Source organism: Citrobacter sp. Cb041, from assembly GCF_030336655.1.
In the GTDB taxonomy this organism is placed as follows: Bacteria; Pseudomonadota; Gammaproteobacteria; order Enterobacterales; family Enterobacteriaceae; genus Citrobacter; species Citrobacter braakii.
In genome coordinates this window covers 567596-583202 of the sequence record NZ_JAOWDD010000028.1, presented here as the reverse complement: position 1 = coordinate 583202, position 15607 = coordinate 567596, and the positions used below count along the sequence as shown (strand labels likewise).

Here is a 15607-nt window from a genome sequence, read left to right as displayed (position 1 = left end):
TTACCGCCCCGTCCGTTCACGGCTAATACGCGCCAGCCATTCAGAAATCAGCAGTGAAATCAGCGCTAACACAATAGAAATGATACATAACCTTGCCGCCGCGCTTTCGCCGCCAGGGGTCTGGATCAGGGTATACATCGCCGACGGGATAGTGCGGGTTTCACCAGGAATATTGGAGACAAAGGTAATCGTTGCGCCAAATTCCCCGAGGGAACGCGCGAACGCCAGCACCGTACCGACAATAATGCCAGGTAGCATCAGCGGTAAAGTAATCGTGACAAATACGCGCCAGCGTCCAGCGCCCAGCGTGCGGGCCGCCTGCTCCAGCTTGACATCGACACCTTCCAGCGCCAGACGAATAGCCCGAACCATAAGCGGGAAAGACATCACCGCCGCAGCCAGTACCGCACCGCGCCAGCTAAAGGCAAAGGTAATGCCAAACCAGTCGTACAGCCATTCGCCAATGAATCCGCGGCGTCCCATGGCGACCAACAGCAGATAGCCCACCACGACCGGCGGCAGTACCAGCGGCAAATGCAGAACGCTGTCGAGCAGCGCTTTGCCCGGGAACTTGCATCGCACAAGCAGCCAGGCAAAGAAGATCCCAAACGGCAGACTAAACAACACAGCCAGGGAAGAAACTTTCAGGCTCAGTATGACGGCCTGCCATTCAGGATCGGTCAGTATCATTACTTGGTCGTAAATCCATAACGTTTAAAGATTTCAGCAGCCTGCGGTCCTTTCAGGTAATCATAGAACGCGCTGACCGTTGCGTTTTTGTGCCCATCAACAATTGCGATAGGGTATTCCACTTTTTTGTGTGAATCTTCCGGGAAAGTCGCAACAACTTTTACGCCCTTGCTGGCGACAGCATCGGAACCATAGACGATCCCCAGCGGCGCTTCGTTACGCTCTACCAGCGCCAGCGCACCGCGCACATCTTCGGCAGGTGCCAGTTTCGGGGCCAGGGTATCCCATGCCCCCAATTTTTGCAGCGCTTCTTTAGCATAAATGCCCGCCGGAACATGTTCCGGATCGCCAACGGCCAGACGCCCACCATTTAACAAACGAGTCCAGTTGGTTTTGCTGTCGATGGTGAAGTCTTTCTGCGCACTGTCTTTCGGTGCGACAACCACCAGGCTGTTACCCAACAGCGTTTCACGCGTGGCGGTATCAACCGACTTTTTGTCTACCGCGTAATCCATCCATTTCTGATCGGCAGAGATAAACAGATCGGCCGGAGCGCCTGCTTCAATCTGGCGCGCCAGCGTGGAAGAAGACGCAAAAGAGGAGACAACATCAACGTTCTTCTCTTTTTTGTATTGCGTCGCAATATCCTGCATCGCGTTAGTCAGTGAAGCCGCTGCGAAAACAGTAATTTTTCCTTCATCCGCCAGCGCATGCCCGGCAACAGTAAGAGAAAGTGTTGCCCCGGCAAACAAGCGTAACCATGTACGTGCCATCTGTAACTCCCTTGCGTTTCGTTATGTAGTCGCAAATATAACGAGTAAACCAGGATTTTCCCAGTGGTTATTGATACCAATTTGAGGTTACACGAAGAAAATATCGGCAGGGAAAGCAGGATCTTGAGAAACGGTAGACAGAGAAAACGGGTTGGAAGGCGTAAAAAATATAAACGCCCGACTGAGCGGGCGTTTGGGGAATCAATGATTCTGTCTGGACTGGTCTTTTTGACCGATACCGGAGAAAATGTTGAACACTTCACCCAGTCCGTAAATCAGACCCAGAATGATGGCCATTACCACAGGTACCATGATTACGGCGAATACCAGACTTTTCAATAACTCTAACATGGTCAACTCCAGATGTAGTCCTTAGCTGTATTCTAACCACATAACGCAGAAAAGCACTCCCCTTTTGTGCGGTCGGCTTTGCTCAGGCACGGTTTTCCGTCACAATACCCTCTTTTGCCAGGAGCTTGTGATGCAGGCCGAAATCCTTCTTACGCTGAAACTTCAGCAAAAACTGTTTGCCGATCCCCGTCGCATTTCTCTGCTTAAGCATATTGCGCTTTCCGGCTCCATCAGTCAGGGCGCGAAGGATGCAGGTATTAGCTACAAAAGCGCCTGGGATGCGATTAACGAAATGAACCAACTCAGCGAGCAAACGCTGGTTGAGCGCGCCACAGGCGGCAAAGGCGGCGGCGGCGCGGTATTAACGCGCTACGGCCAACGCTTAATTCAGTTGTATGATTTGCTGGCGCAGATCCAACAAAAAGCCTTTGATGTTTTGAGCGATGACGATGCGCTACCGCTCAATAGCCTGCTGGCGGCTATCTCTCGATTTTCACTGCAAACCAGCGCCCGTAACCAATGGTTTGGCACAATCACCGCCCGCGACCACGATCAGGTCCAGCAGCATGTCGACGTCCTGCTGGCCGATGGCGAAACGCGCCTGAAAGTGGCGATCACTGCGCAAAGCGGCGAGCGTCTGGGTCTTGAGGAAGGCAAAGAAGTACTGATTCTGCTGAAAGCGCCGTGGGTAGGAATCACTCAGGACGACGCCATCGCTCAGGCCGCCGATAACCAGTTGCAGGGCACGATTAGCCATATTGAACGCGGTGCGGAACAGTGTGAAGTGCTGATGACGTTACCAGACGGCCAGACGCTGTGCGCCACCGTTCCGGCCCAAGACGCCGCAACGCTGCAAGAAGGCGCTAACGTCACCGCCTGGTTTAATGCTGACAGAGTGATTATCGCCACGCTGTGCTGAGTAGATTGACATCAGCCTGAAGAACACGTATCCCTGTTATTAATCGCTGCAAATAATGGGATATAAAATGTCATCGTTGCAAATTTCGCAAGGCACGTTTCGTCTTAGCGTCACAAAAACGCTCCAGTTAGATGCGTTGACGTTAAACGCGGGTGATAGCTGGGCATTTGTTGGCGCTAACGGGAGCGGGAAATCCGCGCTGGCCCGCGCACTGGCGGGAGAGCTGCCGCTTCTAAAAGGCGAGCGCCACTGTCAGTTCACGCGTATTACCCGACTCTCCTTTGAGCAGCTACAAAAGCTAGTCAGCGACGAGTGGCAGCGAAACAACACCGATCTTCTTAGTCCCGGTGAAGACGACACCGGGCGCACCACCGCCGAAATCATCCAGGATGAGATCAACGATCCCGCCCGCTGCGCTGCGTTGGCGCAGCAGTTTGGCATTTCTTCCCTGCTCAACAGGCGTTTCAAATACCTTTCCACCGGTGAAACACGCAAAACCCTGCTCTGTCAGGCGTTAATGTCCGCGCCGGATTTACTGATCCTTGATGAGCCCTTTGACGGGCTGGACGTGGCGTCACGCCGTCAGTTAGCAGAACTGCTCGCTGAGTTGCATCAGGCTGGCTTTACGCTGGTGCTGGTACTTAACCGCTTTGATGAAATTCCCGAGTTCGTGCAGTTTGCTGGCGTACTTGCCGATTGCATACTGACAGAAACCGGCGCAAAAACCGACCTTCTGCAACAGGCATTAATCGCTCAGCTTGCCCATAGCGAGCGGCTGGAAGGAATTCAGTTACCTGAACCGGACGAGCCTTCGGTGCGCCGTACGTTGTCAGATAACGAGCCGCGAATTGTGCTTAACGATGGCACGGTCTCGTATAACGATCGCCCTATCCTTCACCATTTGAGCTGGCAGGTAAATCCGGGGGAACACTGGCAAATCGTCGGCCCCAACGGAGCGGGAAAATCAACTCTGCTCAGTTTAATCACCGGCGATCACCCCCAGGGCTACAGCAACGACCTGACCCTGTTTGGCCGTCGCCGTGGCAGCGGTGAAACTATCTGGGATATCAAAAAACACATCGGCTACGTCAGCAGCAGTCTGCATCTGGATTACCGGGTGAGTACCACAGTTCGCAACGTTATTCTCTCTGGTTATTTTGATTCAATCGGCATCTATCAGGCCGTTTCCGACAGGCAGCACAAGCTGGTGCAACAGTGGCTGGATATCCTTGGCTTCGATAAACGTACCGCGGATGCGCCATTTCATAGTCTTTCCTGGGGACAGCAGCGGCTGGCACTGATTGTTCGCGCGCTGGTTAAACACCCGACGTTGTTGATCCTTGACGAGCCTTTGCAAGGGTTAGATCCGCTCAATCGCCAACTGATTCGCCGTTTTGTGGATGTGCTAATCGGTGAAGGTGAAACTCAACTGCTGTTCGTCTCTCACCACGCCGAAGATGCCCCAGCCTGCATTACCCATCGACTGGAGTTTGTGCCCGAGAACGACATCTACGCCTATCGACTAACATCTCTGCGTTAGTTTTCATTGCAGGGCGTTTATCACGCCCTTTTTTTCTGCTTTTTTTCAGACAAACGCTGAAATAACAACCCAACATAATGATTTAAAATAGAAAAATCATTACAAATGCGTGAAACCCACGGAGTGTAAACGATTCCACTAATTTATTCCATGTCACACTTTTCTCATCTTTGTTATGCTATGGTTATTGCATACCATAGGCTTAACGGAGCGAATTATGAGAGTATTGGTTACAGGTGGTAGCGGTTACATTGGAAGCCACACTTGCGTGCAGTTGTTGAAAAACGGTCACGAGGTGGTGATCCTGGACAATCTCTGCAACAGCAAACGCAGCGTTTTGCCCGTCATTGAGCGTTTAGGTGGCAAGCAGCCGACCTTCGTGGAAGGGGATATCCGTAACGAAGCGCTGATAACCGAAATTCTGCACGATCATGCCATTGACACGGTCATTCATTTTGCGGGTTTAAAAGCCGTTGGAGAATCCGTTGCCAAGCCGTTGGAGTACTATGACAACAACGTCAATGGCACCCTGCGTCTGGTGAATGCAATGCGCGCCGCCAACGTGAAAAACTTCATTTTTAGTTCCTCCGCGACCGTCTATGGCGATCAGCCGCAAATTCCTTACGTTGAAAGCTTCCCCACCGGCACGCCGCAAAGTCCGTACGGCAAAAGCAAGCTGATGGTAGAACAAATCCTGACCGACCTGCAAAAAGCACACCCCGACTGGAGTATCGCCTTACTGCGCTACTTTAACCCGGTTGGTGCTCATCCGTCGGGCGATATGGGGGAAGATCCGCAAGGTATTCCCAACAACCTGATGCCTTACATCGCACAAGTTGCCGTGGGCCGCCGCGAGTCCCTTGCCATATTTGGCAACGACTACCCAACTGAAGATGGCACCGGCGTTCGCGACTACATCCACGTGATGGATCTCGCCGACGGCCACGTCGTCGCGATGGAAAAACTGGCGGGCAAACAGGGTGTGCATATTTACAACCTCGGAGCAGGCATCGGCAGCAGCGTACTGGACGTGGTCAACGCCTTCAGCAAAGCCTGCGGTAAACCCATTAATTACCATTTCGCCCCGCGCCGTGATGGCGATCTTCCAGCTTACTGGGCAGATGCCAGCAAAGCCGATCGCGAGCTTAACTGGCGCGTGACCCGCACACTGGATGAAATGGCACAAGACACCTGGCACTGGCAGTCACGCCACCCGCAAGGATATTCGGATTAAGGACCAATCATGACGCAATTCAATCCTGTCGATCATCCACATCGCCGTTTTAACCCGCTCACCGGGCAGTGGATCCTCGTATCACCGCATCGCGCCAAACGCCCGTGGCAAGGGGCGCAGGAAACCCCGTCTAAGCAGGTACTGCCTGCACATGACTCGGACTGTTTCCTGTGTGCTGGCAATACGCGCGTTACCGGTGATGTAAATCCGGATTACACCGGGACCTATGTTTTTACCAATGATTTTGCGGCGCTGATGTCCGATACCCCGGACGCGCCGGACAGTCACGATCCGTTGATGCGTTGCCAGAGCGCGCGCGGTACCAGCCGCGTAATTTGCTTCTCGCCCGATCACAGCAAAACGCTGCCAGAACTCAGCGTCCCTGCGCTGACAGAAATCGTAAAAACGTGGCAGGAGCAGACCGAAGACTTAGGGAAAACCTATCCCTGGGTGCAGGTATTTGAGAATAAAGGCGCGGCGATGGGGTGCTCGAACCCGCACCCGCACGGTCAAATTTGGGCCAACAGCTTTTTGCCCAACGAAGCTGAACGTGAAAATCGCCTACAGAAAGCATACTTCGCCGAACAGGGTGCGCCGATGCTCGTTGATTACGTCCAGCGTGAACTGGCAGACGGCAGCCGTACGGTCGTTGAAACTGAGCACTGGCTGGCGGTTGTCCCTTACTGGGCCGCGTGGCCGTTCGAAACGCTGCTGCTGCCGAAAGCGCATGTGCTGCGTATTACCGATTTGACCAACGAGCAGCGTGCTGACCTGGCGCTGGCGTTGAAAAAACTGACCAGTCGTTACGACAACCTGTTCCAGTGCTCATTCCCCTACTCCATGGGCTGGCACGGCGCGCCGTTTAACGGTGAAGAAAACGAACACTGGCAGTTGCACGCGCACTTTTACCCGCCGCTGCTGCGTTCCGCGACCGTGCGTAAATTTATGGTCGGTTATGAAATGCTGGCAGAAACCCAGCGAGATCTGACCGCAGAACAAGCGGCTGAGCGACTGCGTGCGGTCAGCGACATCCATTTTCGCGAATCCGGAGTGTAAATAATGAGTCTGAAAGAAAAAACACAATCTCTGTTTACAGAAACGTTTGGCTACCCTGCCACCCATACTATTCAGGCACCGGGTCGTGTAAACCTGATCGGCGAACATACCGATTATAACGACGGCTTCGTTTTGCCCTGCGCCATCGACTATCAAACCGTCATCAGTTGCGCGGCGCGCGACGATCGAAAAGTACGCGTCATCGCCGCTGATTACGACAATCAGGTTGATGAGTTCTCTCTCGATGCGCCGATTATCGCCCACGATAGCCAGCAGTGGTCAAACTACGTGCGTGGCGTGGTAAAACATCTGCAAAAGCGCAATAACGCCTTTGGCGGCGCGGATCTGGTGATCAGCGGTAACGTCCCGCAGGGTGCAGGCTTAAGCTCTTCTGCCTCACTGGAAGTCGCTGTTGGTACGGTATTCCAGCAGCTCTATCATCTGCCGCTCGACGGCGCGCAGATTGCCCTGAATGGCCAGGAAGCTGAAAACCAGTTTGTCGGTTGTAACTGCGGCATCATGGATCAGCTGATCTCCGCGCTTGGCAAGAAAGATCATGCGCTGCTGATCGACTGCCGTACGCTGGGCACCAAAGCCGTTTCTATGCCTGAGGGCGTAGCGGTGGTGATCATCAACAGCAACTTTAAACGCACGCTGGTCGGTAGCGAATACAACACCCGTCGCGAACAGTGTGAAACCGGCGCGCGTTTCTTCCAGCAGCCAGCGCTGCGTGATGTCAGCCTCGAAGCGTTTAACGCTGTCGCCCACGAGCTGGATCCGATTGTTGCCAAACGCGTGCGCCACGTCATCACGGAAAATGCGCGTACCGTTGAAGCCGCGCAGGCACTGGAAAAAGGCGACCTGCTGCGCATGGGCCAGCTGATGGCGGAATCTCACGCCTCAATGCGCGATGACTTTGAAATCACGGTGCCGCAAATTGATACGCTGGTAGAGATTGTCAAAGCGACCATCGGTGATAAAGGCGGTGTGCGGATGACCGGCGGCGGCTTCGGCGGCTGCATCGTGGCGCTGATCCCGCAAGATTTGGTTCCTGCCGTTCAGCAGGCTGTCGCCGCACAGTACGAGGCAAAAACCGGTATTAAAGAAACATTCTACGTCTGCAAACCTTCACAAGGAGCCGGACAATGTTAAACGAAATCCCCGTGCAGGCTCCGGACGGTCAACCGTTTCGCCTGCTCACCCTGCGCAATGACGCAGGGATGGTAGTCACGCTCATGGACTGGGGGGCTACCCTGCTCTCTGCGCGTATTCCGCTTAGCGATGGTAGCGTGCGCGAAGCATTACTCGGCTGCGCCAGCCCGGAACAATACCCGGAACAGGCTGCATTTCTGGGGGCTTCGATTGGCCGCTACGCGAACCGTATCGCCAACAGCCGCTATACCTTTGCTGGCGAAACCGTTGAATTACTGCCGAGTCAGGGCAATAACCAACTGCACGGCGGGCCGGACGGTTTCGACAAACGTCGCTGGCAGATAGTCAATCAGAATGACCGTCAGGTGCTGTTCGCCTTAACGTCTGACGATGGCGATCAGGGCTTCCCAGGCCATCTTTGCGCCACCGCGCAGTATCGCCTGACTGATGATAATCGTATTTCGATAACTTATCGTGCCACGGTCGATAAACCCTGCCCGGTGAATCTGACGAATCACGTCTATTTTAACCTCGACGGCGATAAAACGGATGTGCGTCAGCATAAGCTGCAAATTCTGGCGGACGAGTACTTACCGGTTGACGAAATGGGTATCCCGCATGATGGACTGAAATCCGTCGCCGGTAGCACGTTCGATTTCCGCACCCCTAAAATCATCAGTAGCGAATTTCTGGCCGATGACGATCAGCGCAAGGTGAAAGGTTACGATCACGCCTTCCTGCTTCAGGCACAGGGCAACGCGCGTACGCCGGTCGCTCAGTTGTGGTCACAGGATGAAAAACTGCAGATGGTGGTCTACACCTCGGCCCCGGCATTGCAGTTTTACTCCGGTAACTTCCTCGGTGGTACGCCTTCCCGCGGGCCAGAGGCCTACGAAGACTGGCAAGGCCTGGCGCTGGAAAGTGAATTTCTGCCGGACAGCCCGAACCACCCTGAGTGGCCACAGGCGGATTGCTTCCTGCGTCCGGGTGAAGAGTATGCCAGCGTGACGGAATATCAGTTTATTCCAGCCTGATGTCGTCCTCAATGTAAAATGCCCGGCGATGTAAACCGCCGGGTAATTCATCACAGATCGCGATAGGTTCCCAGCCGGAATCCCAACTCCACCACTGCACGTTGCAGTGCAGGCGAAGTCAGTACCTCCAGTTCATCCAGTCGCGGAAAACAATAACTGCTGGCCATGCCTGTTTTGTCGATAAAAGCAGGATGACACATCAGCTCGACAGATTGTTCATCACCCAGTGTTGCCCGTCTTAGCGCTTCAAGAACGAAGCGATCAGAGACATTTTCAGCATAAAAATCATTGATAAAGCGTTCAACTCCGCGTACCCCTTGTACCGGGATATTTTGCTGCCGAATCGCCTGCCAGTCGAGGCGTACTGGTACGCCTTTTTTACGAGCAAAATCTGACACATGCTGCCAAACCTGAGGAATAAAATGGACATGATGATGGCTATCAATATGGGTTGGCTGACGCCCAAAAAGCGAGACAAAGCGATCAAACTGCTGGTGTAATTCAGCCACAATATCCTCATCCGCCAGTGAGCCCTGTTTTGCTACCTCCCACACCCATTTCCCTAAATGACCTTCTCTCACCAGGGAAGGCATCGCGGACAGTGGCCTGCCATAACTGAGAACAAAATGTAAACCAACACCTAGCAAGGGATAATCAGCGCTGATCTCCGCCGCATGTTCGATACCCCCGGCATTCATCATTGCTGTCGTTGAGGTAACTAAGCCATGGCGATGTGCCTCAATAATGCCGTAATTTACCCCCGGGCTTAGTCCAAAATCATCGGCATTAACAATCAATAATTTCATCATGTCGCTGGTCCTTTGGTTGATTGTCTGGTTGCAGGAATAAGTGAAAAGCATCAGCAAACTGGGGCAAATACTGTTGATTAGCCAGCAGCATTTCCCGCGCCAAAACTTCAGCGCCCAGGTCTGAATTCACCAATGGATTGAGATTCAACGCCAGCAAAATGTCGTTAAACTGACCGCTCAGGGAAGCATGTGAAGCAGCGATTTCAAACGCTTTTATGGTGTGGATCAACCCCAGTACTTTCTCATCAAAATGCGTAATACGCGGGTGCGGTGTAGCGCCATGCTTACCCAGCAAACAGGTCATTTCTACAGCCCAATCCGCTGGGATATTATCAATATGTCCATGATGCGGTACATTAATATAATGTTCAGTTTGCTTATCGTTATAAATAGCATTAATTACTTCGCAAGCCGCATCTGAATAGTAAGCTCCCCCACGGGCTTCAAGTTCCGCAGGTTTAGTATCCAACTGAGGATTTTTATAGATTTCAAATAGCTGTTTTTCCAACTTCTGAACTATCTGTGCGCGAACGTTACCTTTGTAATACTCACCTATTTCTATCGCCAACATCTCTTTATGTTTGAAATAATAGAGAAGATATGAACACGGTAGTAAATTAAGTGAACGCAACAAACCTTCACTAAACGGTAGACTATAAATATTTTTGACTGAACTGCCGCCAATCGTTCCCGAAGCAACCCGTTCCATTACCTCAGCAAAACGTGATTGCCCATTTACCCAAACATCACGAATGAAAACCAAATGATTCAACCCAAACAGATCAAGAGAAACGTCATCTTGTTTGGTTAACGCCAATAGATCTTCTAACAACATCCGCATTCCTATCGGGACATTGCAGACACCAATAAAACGTTTAAAATCGGTATAGCGATATACAGCTTCTGTTACCATTCCTGCAGGGTTGGTAAAGTTAATAATCCAGGCCTGAGGACAAATATTCTGTACATCTTGCACAATATCTAAAATAACAGGTATTGTACGTAGCCCCTTGAATAGCCCACCGGCACCATTGGTCTCTTGCCCCAGATACCCCTGTGACAACGGTATACGCTCATCCTGTTCACGTGCTTTTAGCTGCCCAACTCGAAATTGTGTAGTAACAAAATCCGCATTATGTAACGCTTCCTGCCGGTTAAGACTTTTATGGATGGTCATCGGCACGCCCGCCTTCGCCACCATACGCTGGCATAACGCGAAAATGATATCGAGTTTGGCTTGACCTTCTTCAACATCCACCAGCCATAACTCGCTGACAGGTAACTCGTGATAGCGCTTAATAAATCCATCGAGCAATTCCGGAGTATAGCTACTGCCTCCCCCAATGGTGACTACTTTTAATTTTTTCATTTCGACTCCTGAAAGCAGTCTCCTGCAATCTGTTGTTATTTACTTAACTCACTAGCGCCTGATACCAAAAGTGCTAATGATTGGTGTTGACCAACTGCCTGCGATAATTACCCGGCGTAAATGATGTCAATTTTTTAAAATTATTAATAAAAATCCCTGGACTACTGAAACCTGCTTCAAAAGCAATATCCGTCACAGAAAAATTAGTTGTCTCCAACTGCTTCTTACAATAATCAATACGAATATCATTAATTATTTGCCCAGGTGTTTTCTGGTAATAACGATTTGTTGCACGCGTAAGATACGATTGGGTTTTTCCGGAGAGTCTGACCATGTTATTTAATGCCTGATCTGCAAACATTGATTTTTTGTGCATTTCTCTTATCAGTTGAGATAACCAGCCGGGCACGGAATCTGACCGTGGATTGTCTTCATAATGCTGTAGCCGATTGACGATATAAAAAGTAAGTAATTTATTGAATTCATCGCACTCGCTCTGATGTACGCCCAACGTTGATAATGTAGATTCTATGCAGGTCAAAAATGCATTTGACATCGTATAACGTTGTGATGCCACAAAACATGAGGGCAGCATATTCAAATAATGTTCATCAAAATAGCACTTACTGACTCCCATATTTAAAATGCGAGTAACACCGTAATCATAAAAAGTTTGATGATATGACCCCACAGGAATAAACACAAAATCACCACGCTCCATTATAACGTGTTTACCATTAATCTCCTGACAACAACTTCCCGTCAGCACAAGGGTAAACTCATAATAATCATGCTGGTGTAATCCACTAATACTCTCCGTTTTATCAAGGATAAAGAAGTAAAAGTCCTTACCCTTTAAAAACTGATTTTCATGAACAGTGTTAATTTCCATGGTAGTTCCTCATTAAAACTTCAAAGCATTAGCGATATCTTCCTCGCTCTCTTCCTCATCAATAACGTTTTGCGCTTTATTAGCAATAACAACAAATGGCAGATAAATTATCGTTGCCATGGCAAGATTCACTAATGCCATAATCAAAGCGGCAACACTACCATTTGAATTGAAAAATGCTCCCAGTCCAGGCGGCATCGTCCACGGTGCAAAGTTTGTGGATGGAGGGATAATACCTAATGAATACACCAGCAGGGTGATTCCCGCCAGGATTGGCTGAATAAGCACAAAGGGGATCATCAACACTGGATTCATAATGATTGGCAAGCCAAACAAAATAGGCTCGTTAATATTAAAGAGTCCCGACGGCAGCGCCATTTTGGCCACCTGACGATAATCCGCACGGCGCGAGGCAATAAAAATGGCAACAATCAGACCAAGCGTCGCTCCCGTTCCCCCAAGGTAAACATACGATTCCAGCATTGGGCCTGTCCAAAAGTGGAAGCTTTTACCCGCGGCCAGTGCTGCATCGACAGAACCAAAATGGGTGTAGGTCTCCATGTTTTCCATTCCCCACGGGCCGAGGATACCGCTATTCAGCGCAGTTAGCGCCAGGCCTCCGTGCACGCCGAAAAACCAGAGTAATGAATTAAATATGACATATGCCCATCCCACAATACTGCCAAGTGACGCCAGTGGAGTGGAGATCGAATTAATAATCACCTGGTGGAAATGGGTACCCGCCAGAGAAAGCCCCCATGACATGAGCCCCATAATTAAAAGAATGATGAAACCGGGGAGCAAAGCAGTAAATGAACGAGAGACTGACTCCGGTACGCTATCGGGTAGCTTGATAACCCATTGACGGCGGATAATAAAAGCAAACATCTCAGCAACGACCAAACCTATTACAATCCCTGAGATAATATTCGCGCCGCCAAGCCAGTTTGCGCCAATGGCACTCGCCTGCTCTACGGTAAATGGTGTTACGGTCATAAAAGACGCGATTGATAATAAGCCAGCGGCCAGAGCATCGACTTTACGCTCTTCAGCAAGTGCCATACCAATAAAAAATGGTGTCATTAATGACATTATCCCCAGCGTGCCGTTATAAACGCTGCCACCAATGACTTTTAATTGTTCCAGAGAAACAATTGTTCCTCCATCCAGTCGCACCCCCATTGACCAGAAGAATGATCCTTCACCAAAATTAAGTAGCACATTGTTAATAAGAACAAACATTGCCCCAACCAGCGTTAAAGGCATTAACCTGATAAAGCCATTTTTAATGGCATTGACATGTACCTGTTTTCCCAGTTTTACGGCAACAGGTAAGATCACCCTTTCCAGAGAGCTTATTGCACCTGACATGATAAATATCCTCAAATATGAAATCTGATAAGGAAATGAATTATTGTGAAATTCTTTGACGGAAAATTAATCGTTCGAACATTTACTCAGAAATTATGAATAGCATACTTGAAGACATTCAAAGGCAGTAATGAGTAAGGTACTTGAATTCCGTTTGATTGACTTTTTGGTATGAGGATTTTCACATTTTGAACAATTTTCAGGCTCTGCATTCACTGAAAATCTCGCCCCTTTTCTCTCAGGTGCTCAGTCACTCACCTTGCTCTCCCTACATAACCTCTCATTTACATGTTTCTTACATTAATGACTAATTTTCGCTATTGTATAAGGATAAGCATTGCCGCTGACGGATTACGGCAATATAATGAGAATTATTATCATTCGATATGATTTATAGGAGTGAATGTATGGCTGTAACTAAGCTGGTTCTGGTACGTCACGGTGAAAGTCAGTGGAACAACGAAAACCGTTTTACCGGTTGGTATGATGTTGATCTGTCCGAGAAAGGCGTGGGCGAAGCAAAAGCGGCAGGAAAACTGCTGAAAGAGGAAGGCTACAGCTTCGATTTTGCTTATACCTCTGTGCTGAAACGTGCCATCCACACCCTGTGGAACGTACTGGACGAACTGGATCAGGCCTGGCTGCCGGTTGAGAAATCCTGGAAACTGAACGAACGCCATTACGGTGCGCTGCAGGGTTTGAACAAAGCAGAAACCGCGGAAAAATACGGTGATGAGCAGGTTAAGCAGTGGCGTCGCGGCTTTGCGGTTACCCCGCCGGAACTGACCAAAGACGACGAGCGTTATCCGGGTCACGATCCGCGTTATGCGAAGCTGACCGACAAAGAGTTACCAGTTACCGAAAGCCTGGCGCTGACTATCGATCGCGTTATCCCTTACTGGAATGAAACCATTCTGCCGCGCATGAAAAGCGGTGAGCGCGTAATTATCGCCGCTCACGGTAACTCTCTGCGTGCGCTGGTTAAATACCTGGATAACATGGGCGAAGATGAGATCCTTGAACTGAACATCCCGACCGGCGTACCGCTGGTGTATGAGTTCGACGAAAACTTCAAGCCGATCAAACACTACTATCTGGGTAACGCTGACGAGATCGCAGCAAAAGCGGCGGCCGTTGCGAACCAGGGTAAAGCGAAGTAATTTTCGCGGTAAGTTAAAGAAAAAGCGTGGATTTCTCCACGCTTTTTTTATTTCGACACGACCAGAAAATGTAGGCCGGATAAGACATCGCCCCATCCGGCAGTCTGCACCGGAATGCCTGATAGCACTACTCTTCTCAGGCCCAGGGGACTTGGTTAACCGCGACGCGCTTTTACCGCATCCGCCAGTTGACGCAACACCGCATCGGTATCTTCCCAACCAATGCATGCGTCGGTGATACTCTTACCGTAGGTCAGCGGCTCACCGCTATCCGGATTCTGATTACCTTCCACCAAATGGCTTTCGATCATCACGCCAATAATTGCTTTTTCGCCACCGGCGACTTGTCCGCAAACATCTTTCGCAACATCCATCTGCTTTTTGAACTGCTTGCTGGAGTTGGCATGGCTGAAGTCGATCATCACTTGCGCAGAGAGTCCTGCTTTGACCAGGCCTTCTTTCACGTCCGCAACGTGCTGGGCGCTGTAGTTCGGCTCTTTGCCACCGCGCAGAATGATATGGCAATCGCCATTACCACTGGTATTCACGATCGCTGAATGACCCCATTTGGTGACAGACAGGAAGCAGTGCGGTGCCCCTGCAGCGTTGATTGCATCAATCGCCACTTTGATGGTGCCATCGGTTCCGTTTTTAAAACCAACCGGGCAGGACAGACCCGATGCCAGCTCGCGGTGCACCTGAGATTCTGTTGTACGTGCCCCAATCGCGCCCCAGCTCATCAGATCGGCGAGATATTGTGGGGTGATCATATCGAGGAATTCACCCGCTGTCGGCAATCCGCTGTCGTTGATATCCAGCAGCAGTTTACGCGCAATGCGCAGCCCATCATTGATCTGGAAGCTGTTGTCCATGTGCGGGTCGTTGATAAGCCCTTTCCAGCCAACGGTGGTACGCGGTTTTTCAAAATAGACGCGCATGACGATTTCAAGCTCACCTTTTAACGCTTCGCGCAGCGCCAGCAGACGAGTGGCATACTCTTTGGCAGCTGCCGGATCATGAATAGAGCATGGCCCAATCACCACCAGAAGGCGATCGTCGCTCCCTTTCAGAATTTTATGAATCGCCTTACGGGCATGAGCCACCGTATTGGCGGCATTTTCAGTAGCGGGGAATTTTTCCAGCAGTGCGACTGGTGGTAATAACTCGTTGATCTCTTTAATGCGTAAATCGTCGTTCTGATAATTCATGATTATTCCAGCGTTGCCATACTTATATAAATGAATGCAATCCCTCCAA

At 50.4% G+C, this 15607-nt stretch carries 15 protein-coding genes; 7 read left to right on the top strand and 8 right to left on the bottom strand.

Annotated elements, in window-relative coordinates:
• From modB to OGV52_RS05270, 3 genes are all read right to left on the bottom strand, one after another.
• The gene (gene modB, locus OGV52_RS05280; RefSeq protein ID WP_016152327.1) at window positions 1–690 is read right to left on the bottom strand and encodes a molybdate ABC transporter permease subunit; all 690 of its coding nucleotides are present in this window, start codon (window positions 688–690) and stop codon (window positions 1–3) included.
• The gene (modA, locus tag OGV52_RS05275; RefSeq protein ID WP_153690593.1) at window positions 690–1463 is read right to left on the bottom strand and encodes a molybdate ABC transporter substrate-binding protein; all 774 of its coding nucleotides are present in this window, start codon (window positions 1461–1463) and stop codon (window positions 690–692) included. Before modA ends, modB begins: the two co-directional genes overlap by 1 nt.
• 201 nt (window positions 1464–1664) lie before the next feature.
• A complete protein-coding gene (locus OGV52_RS05270) occupies window positions 1665–1814 on the bottom strand; it encodes an AcrZ family multidrug efflux pump-associated protein (protein ID WP_003023026.1) in 150 nt (49 codons plus the stop codon).
• Between the two features lie 130 nt (window positions 1815–1944).
• On the opposite strand from OGV52_RS05270, the gene modE reads away from it, so the two are divergent.
• The 6 genes from modE (at window position 1945) to galM (ending at window position 8749) form a co-directional block, all read left to right on the top strand.
• On the top strand, window positions 1945–2733 hold the full coding sequence (modE, locus tag OGV52_RS05265) for a molybdenum-dependent transcriptional regulator (RefSeq protein WP_016152325.1): 789 nt from the start codon (window positions 1945–1947) through the stop codon (window positions 2731–2733).
• 67 nt (window positions 2734–2800) lie between these two features.
• Complete coding sequence (gene modF, locus OGV52_RS05260; protein WP_287108173.1) at window positions 2801–4273, top strand: molybdate ABC transporter ATP-binding protein ModF; 1473 nt, start codon at window positions 2801–2803, stop codon at window positions 4271–4273.
• Between the two features lie 217 nt (window positions 4274–4490).
• Complete coding sequence (galE, locus tag OGV52_RS05255) at window positions 4491–5507, top strand: UDP-glucose 4-epimerase GalE (RefSeq protein WP_016152323.1); 1017 nt, start codon at window positions 4491–4493, stop codon at window positions 5505–5507.
• A 9-nt stretch (window positions 5508–5516) separates the two neighbouring features.
• The gene (gene galT, locus OGV52_RS05250; RefSeq protein ID WP_287108172.1) at window positions 5517–6563 is read left to right on the top strand and encodes a galactose-1-phosphate uridylyltransferase; all 1047 of its coding nucleotides are present in this window, start codon (window positions 5517–5519) and stop codon (window positions 6561–6563) included.
• A gap of 3 nt (window positions 6564–6566) precedes the next feature.
• Window positions 6567–7715, top strand: coding sequence for a galactokinase (galK, locus tag OGV52_RS05245; RefSeq protein WP_047359465.1), 1149 nt, complete (start codon window positions 6567–6569; stop codon window positions 7713–7715).
• Window positions 7709–8749 (top strand): galactose-1-epimerase, encoded by a 1041-nt coding sequence (gene galM / locus OGV52_RS05240; RefSeq protein WP_019076309.1) that lies wholly within the window; start codon window positions 7709–7711, stop codon window positions 8747–8749. The genes galK and galM overlap by 7 nt, the downstream gene beginning before the upstream one ends.
• A 50-nt stretch (window positions 8750–8799) precedes the next feature.
• Here the strand turns inward: galM and chbG are convergent, their stop codons facing one another.
• From chbG to chbC, 4 genes are all read right to left on the bottom strand, one after another.
• The gene (chbG, locus tag OGV52_RS05235; protein WP_141874991.1) at window positions 8800–9558 is read right to left on the bottom strand and encodes a chitin disaccharide deacetylase; all 759 of its coding nucleotides are present in this window, start codon (window positions 9556–9558) and stop codon (window positions 8800–8802) included.
• Window positions 9536–10927, bottom strand: coding sequence for a 6-phospho-beta-glucosidase (locus OGV52_RS05230; protein WP_286455108.1), 1392 nt, complete (start codon window positions 10925–10927; stop codon window positions 9536–9538). The genes chbG and OGV52_RS05230 overlap by 23 nt, the downstream gene beginning before the upstream one ends.
• Before the next feature lie 73 nt (window positions 10928–11000).
• Window positions 11001–11819, bottom strand: coding sequence for a transcriptional regulator ChbR (gene chbR, locus OGV52_RS05225; protein WP_047497788.1), 819 nt, complete (start codon window positions 11817–11819; stop codon window positions 11001–11003).
• A gap of 12 nt (window positions 11820–11831) precedes the next feature.
• Window positions 11832–13190: a PTS N,N'-diacetylchitobiose transporter subunit IIC gene (gene chbC / locus OGV52_RS05220; RefSeq protein ID WP_141874990.1), complete on the bottom strand. Its 1359-nt coding sequence runs from the start codon at window positions 13188–13190 to the stop codon at window positions 11832–11834.
• 407 nt (window positions 13191–13597) lie between these two features.
• Between chbC and gpmA the strand changes: the two genes are divergently transcribed.
• The gene (gene gpmA / locus OGV52_RS05215) at window positions 13598–14350 is read left to right on the top strand and encodes a 2,3-diphosphoglycerate-dependent phosphoglycerate mutase (protein WP_003022999.1); all 753 of its coding nucleotides are present in this window, start codon (window positions 13598–13600) and stop codon (window positions 14348–14350) included.
• A 155-nt stretch (window positions 14351–14505) separates the two neighbouring features.
• Here the strand turns inward: gpmA and aroG are convergent, their stop codons facing one another.
• A complete protein-coding gene (gene aroG / locus OGV52_RS05210) occupies window positions 14506–15558 on the bottom strand; it encodes a 3-deoxy-7-phosphoheptulonate synthase AroG (RefSeq protein ID WP_016152319.1) in 1053 nt (350 codons plus the stop codon).
• Window positions 15559–15607 lie beyond the last annotated feature (49 nt).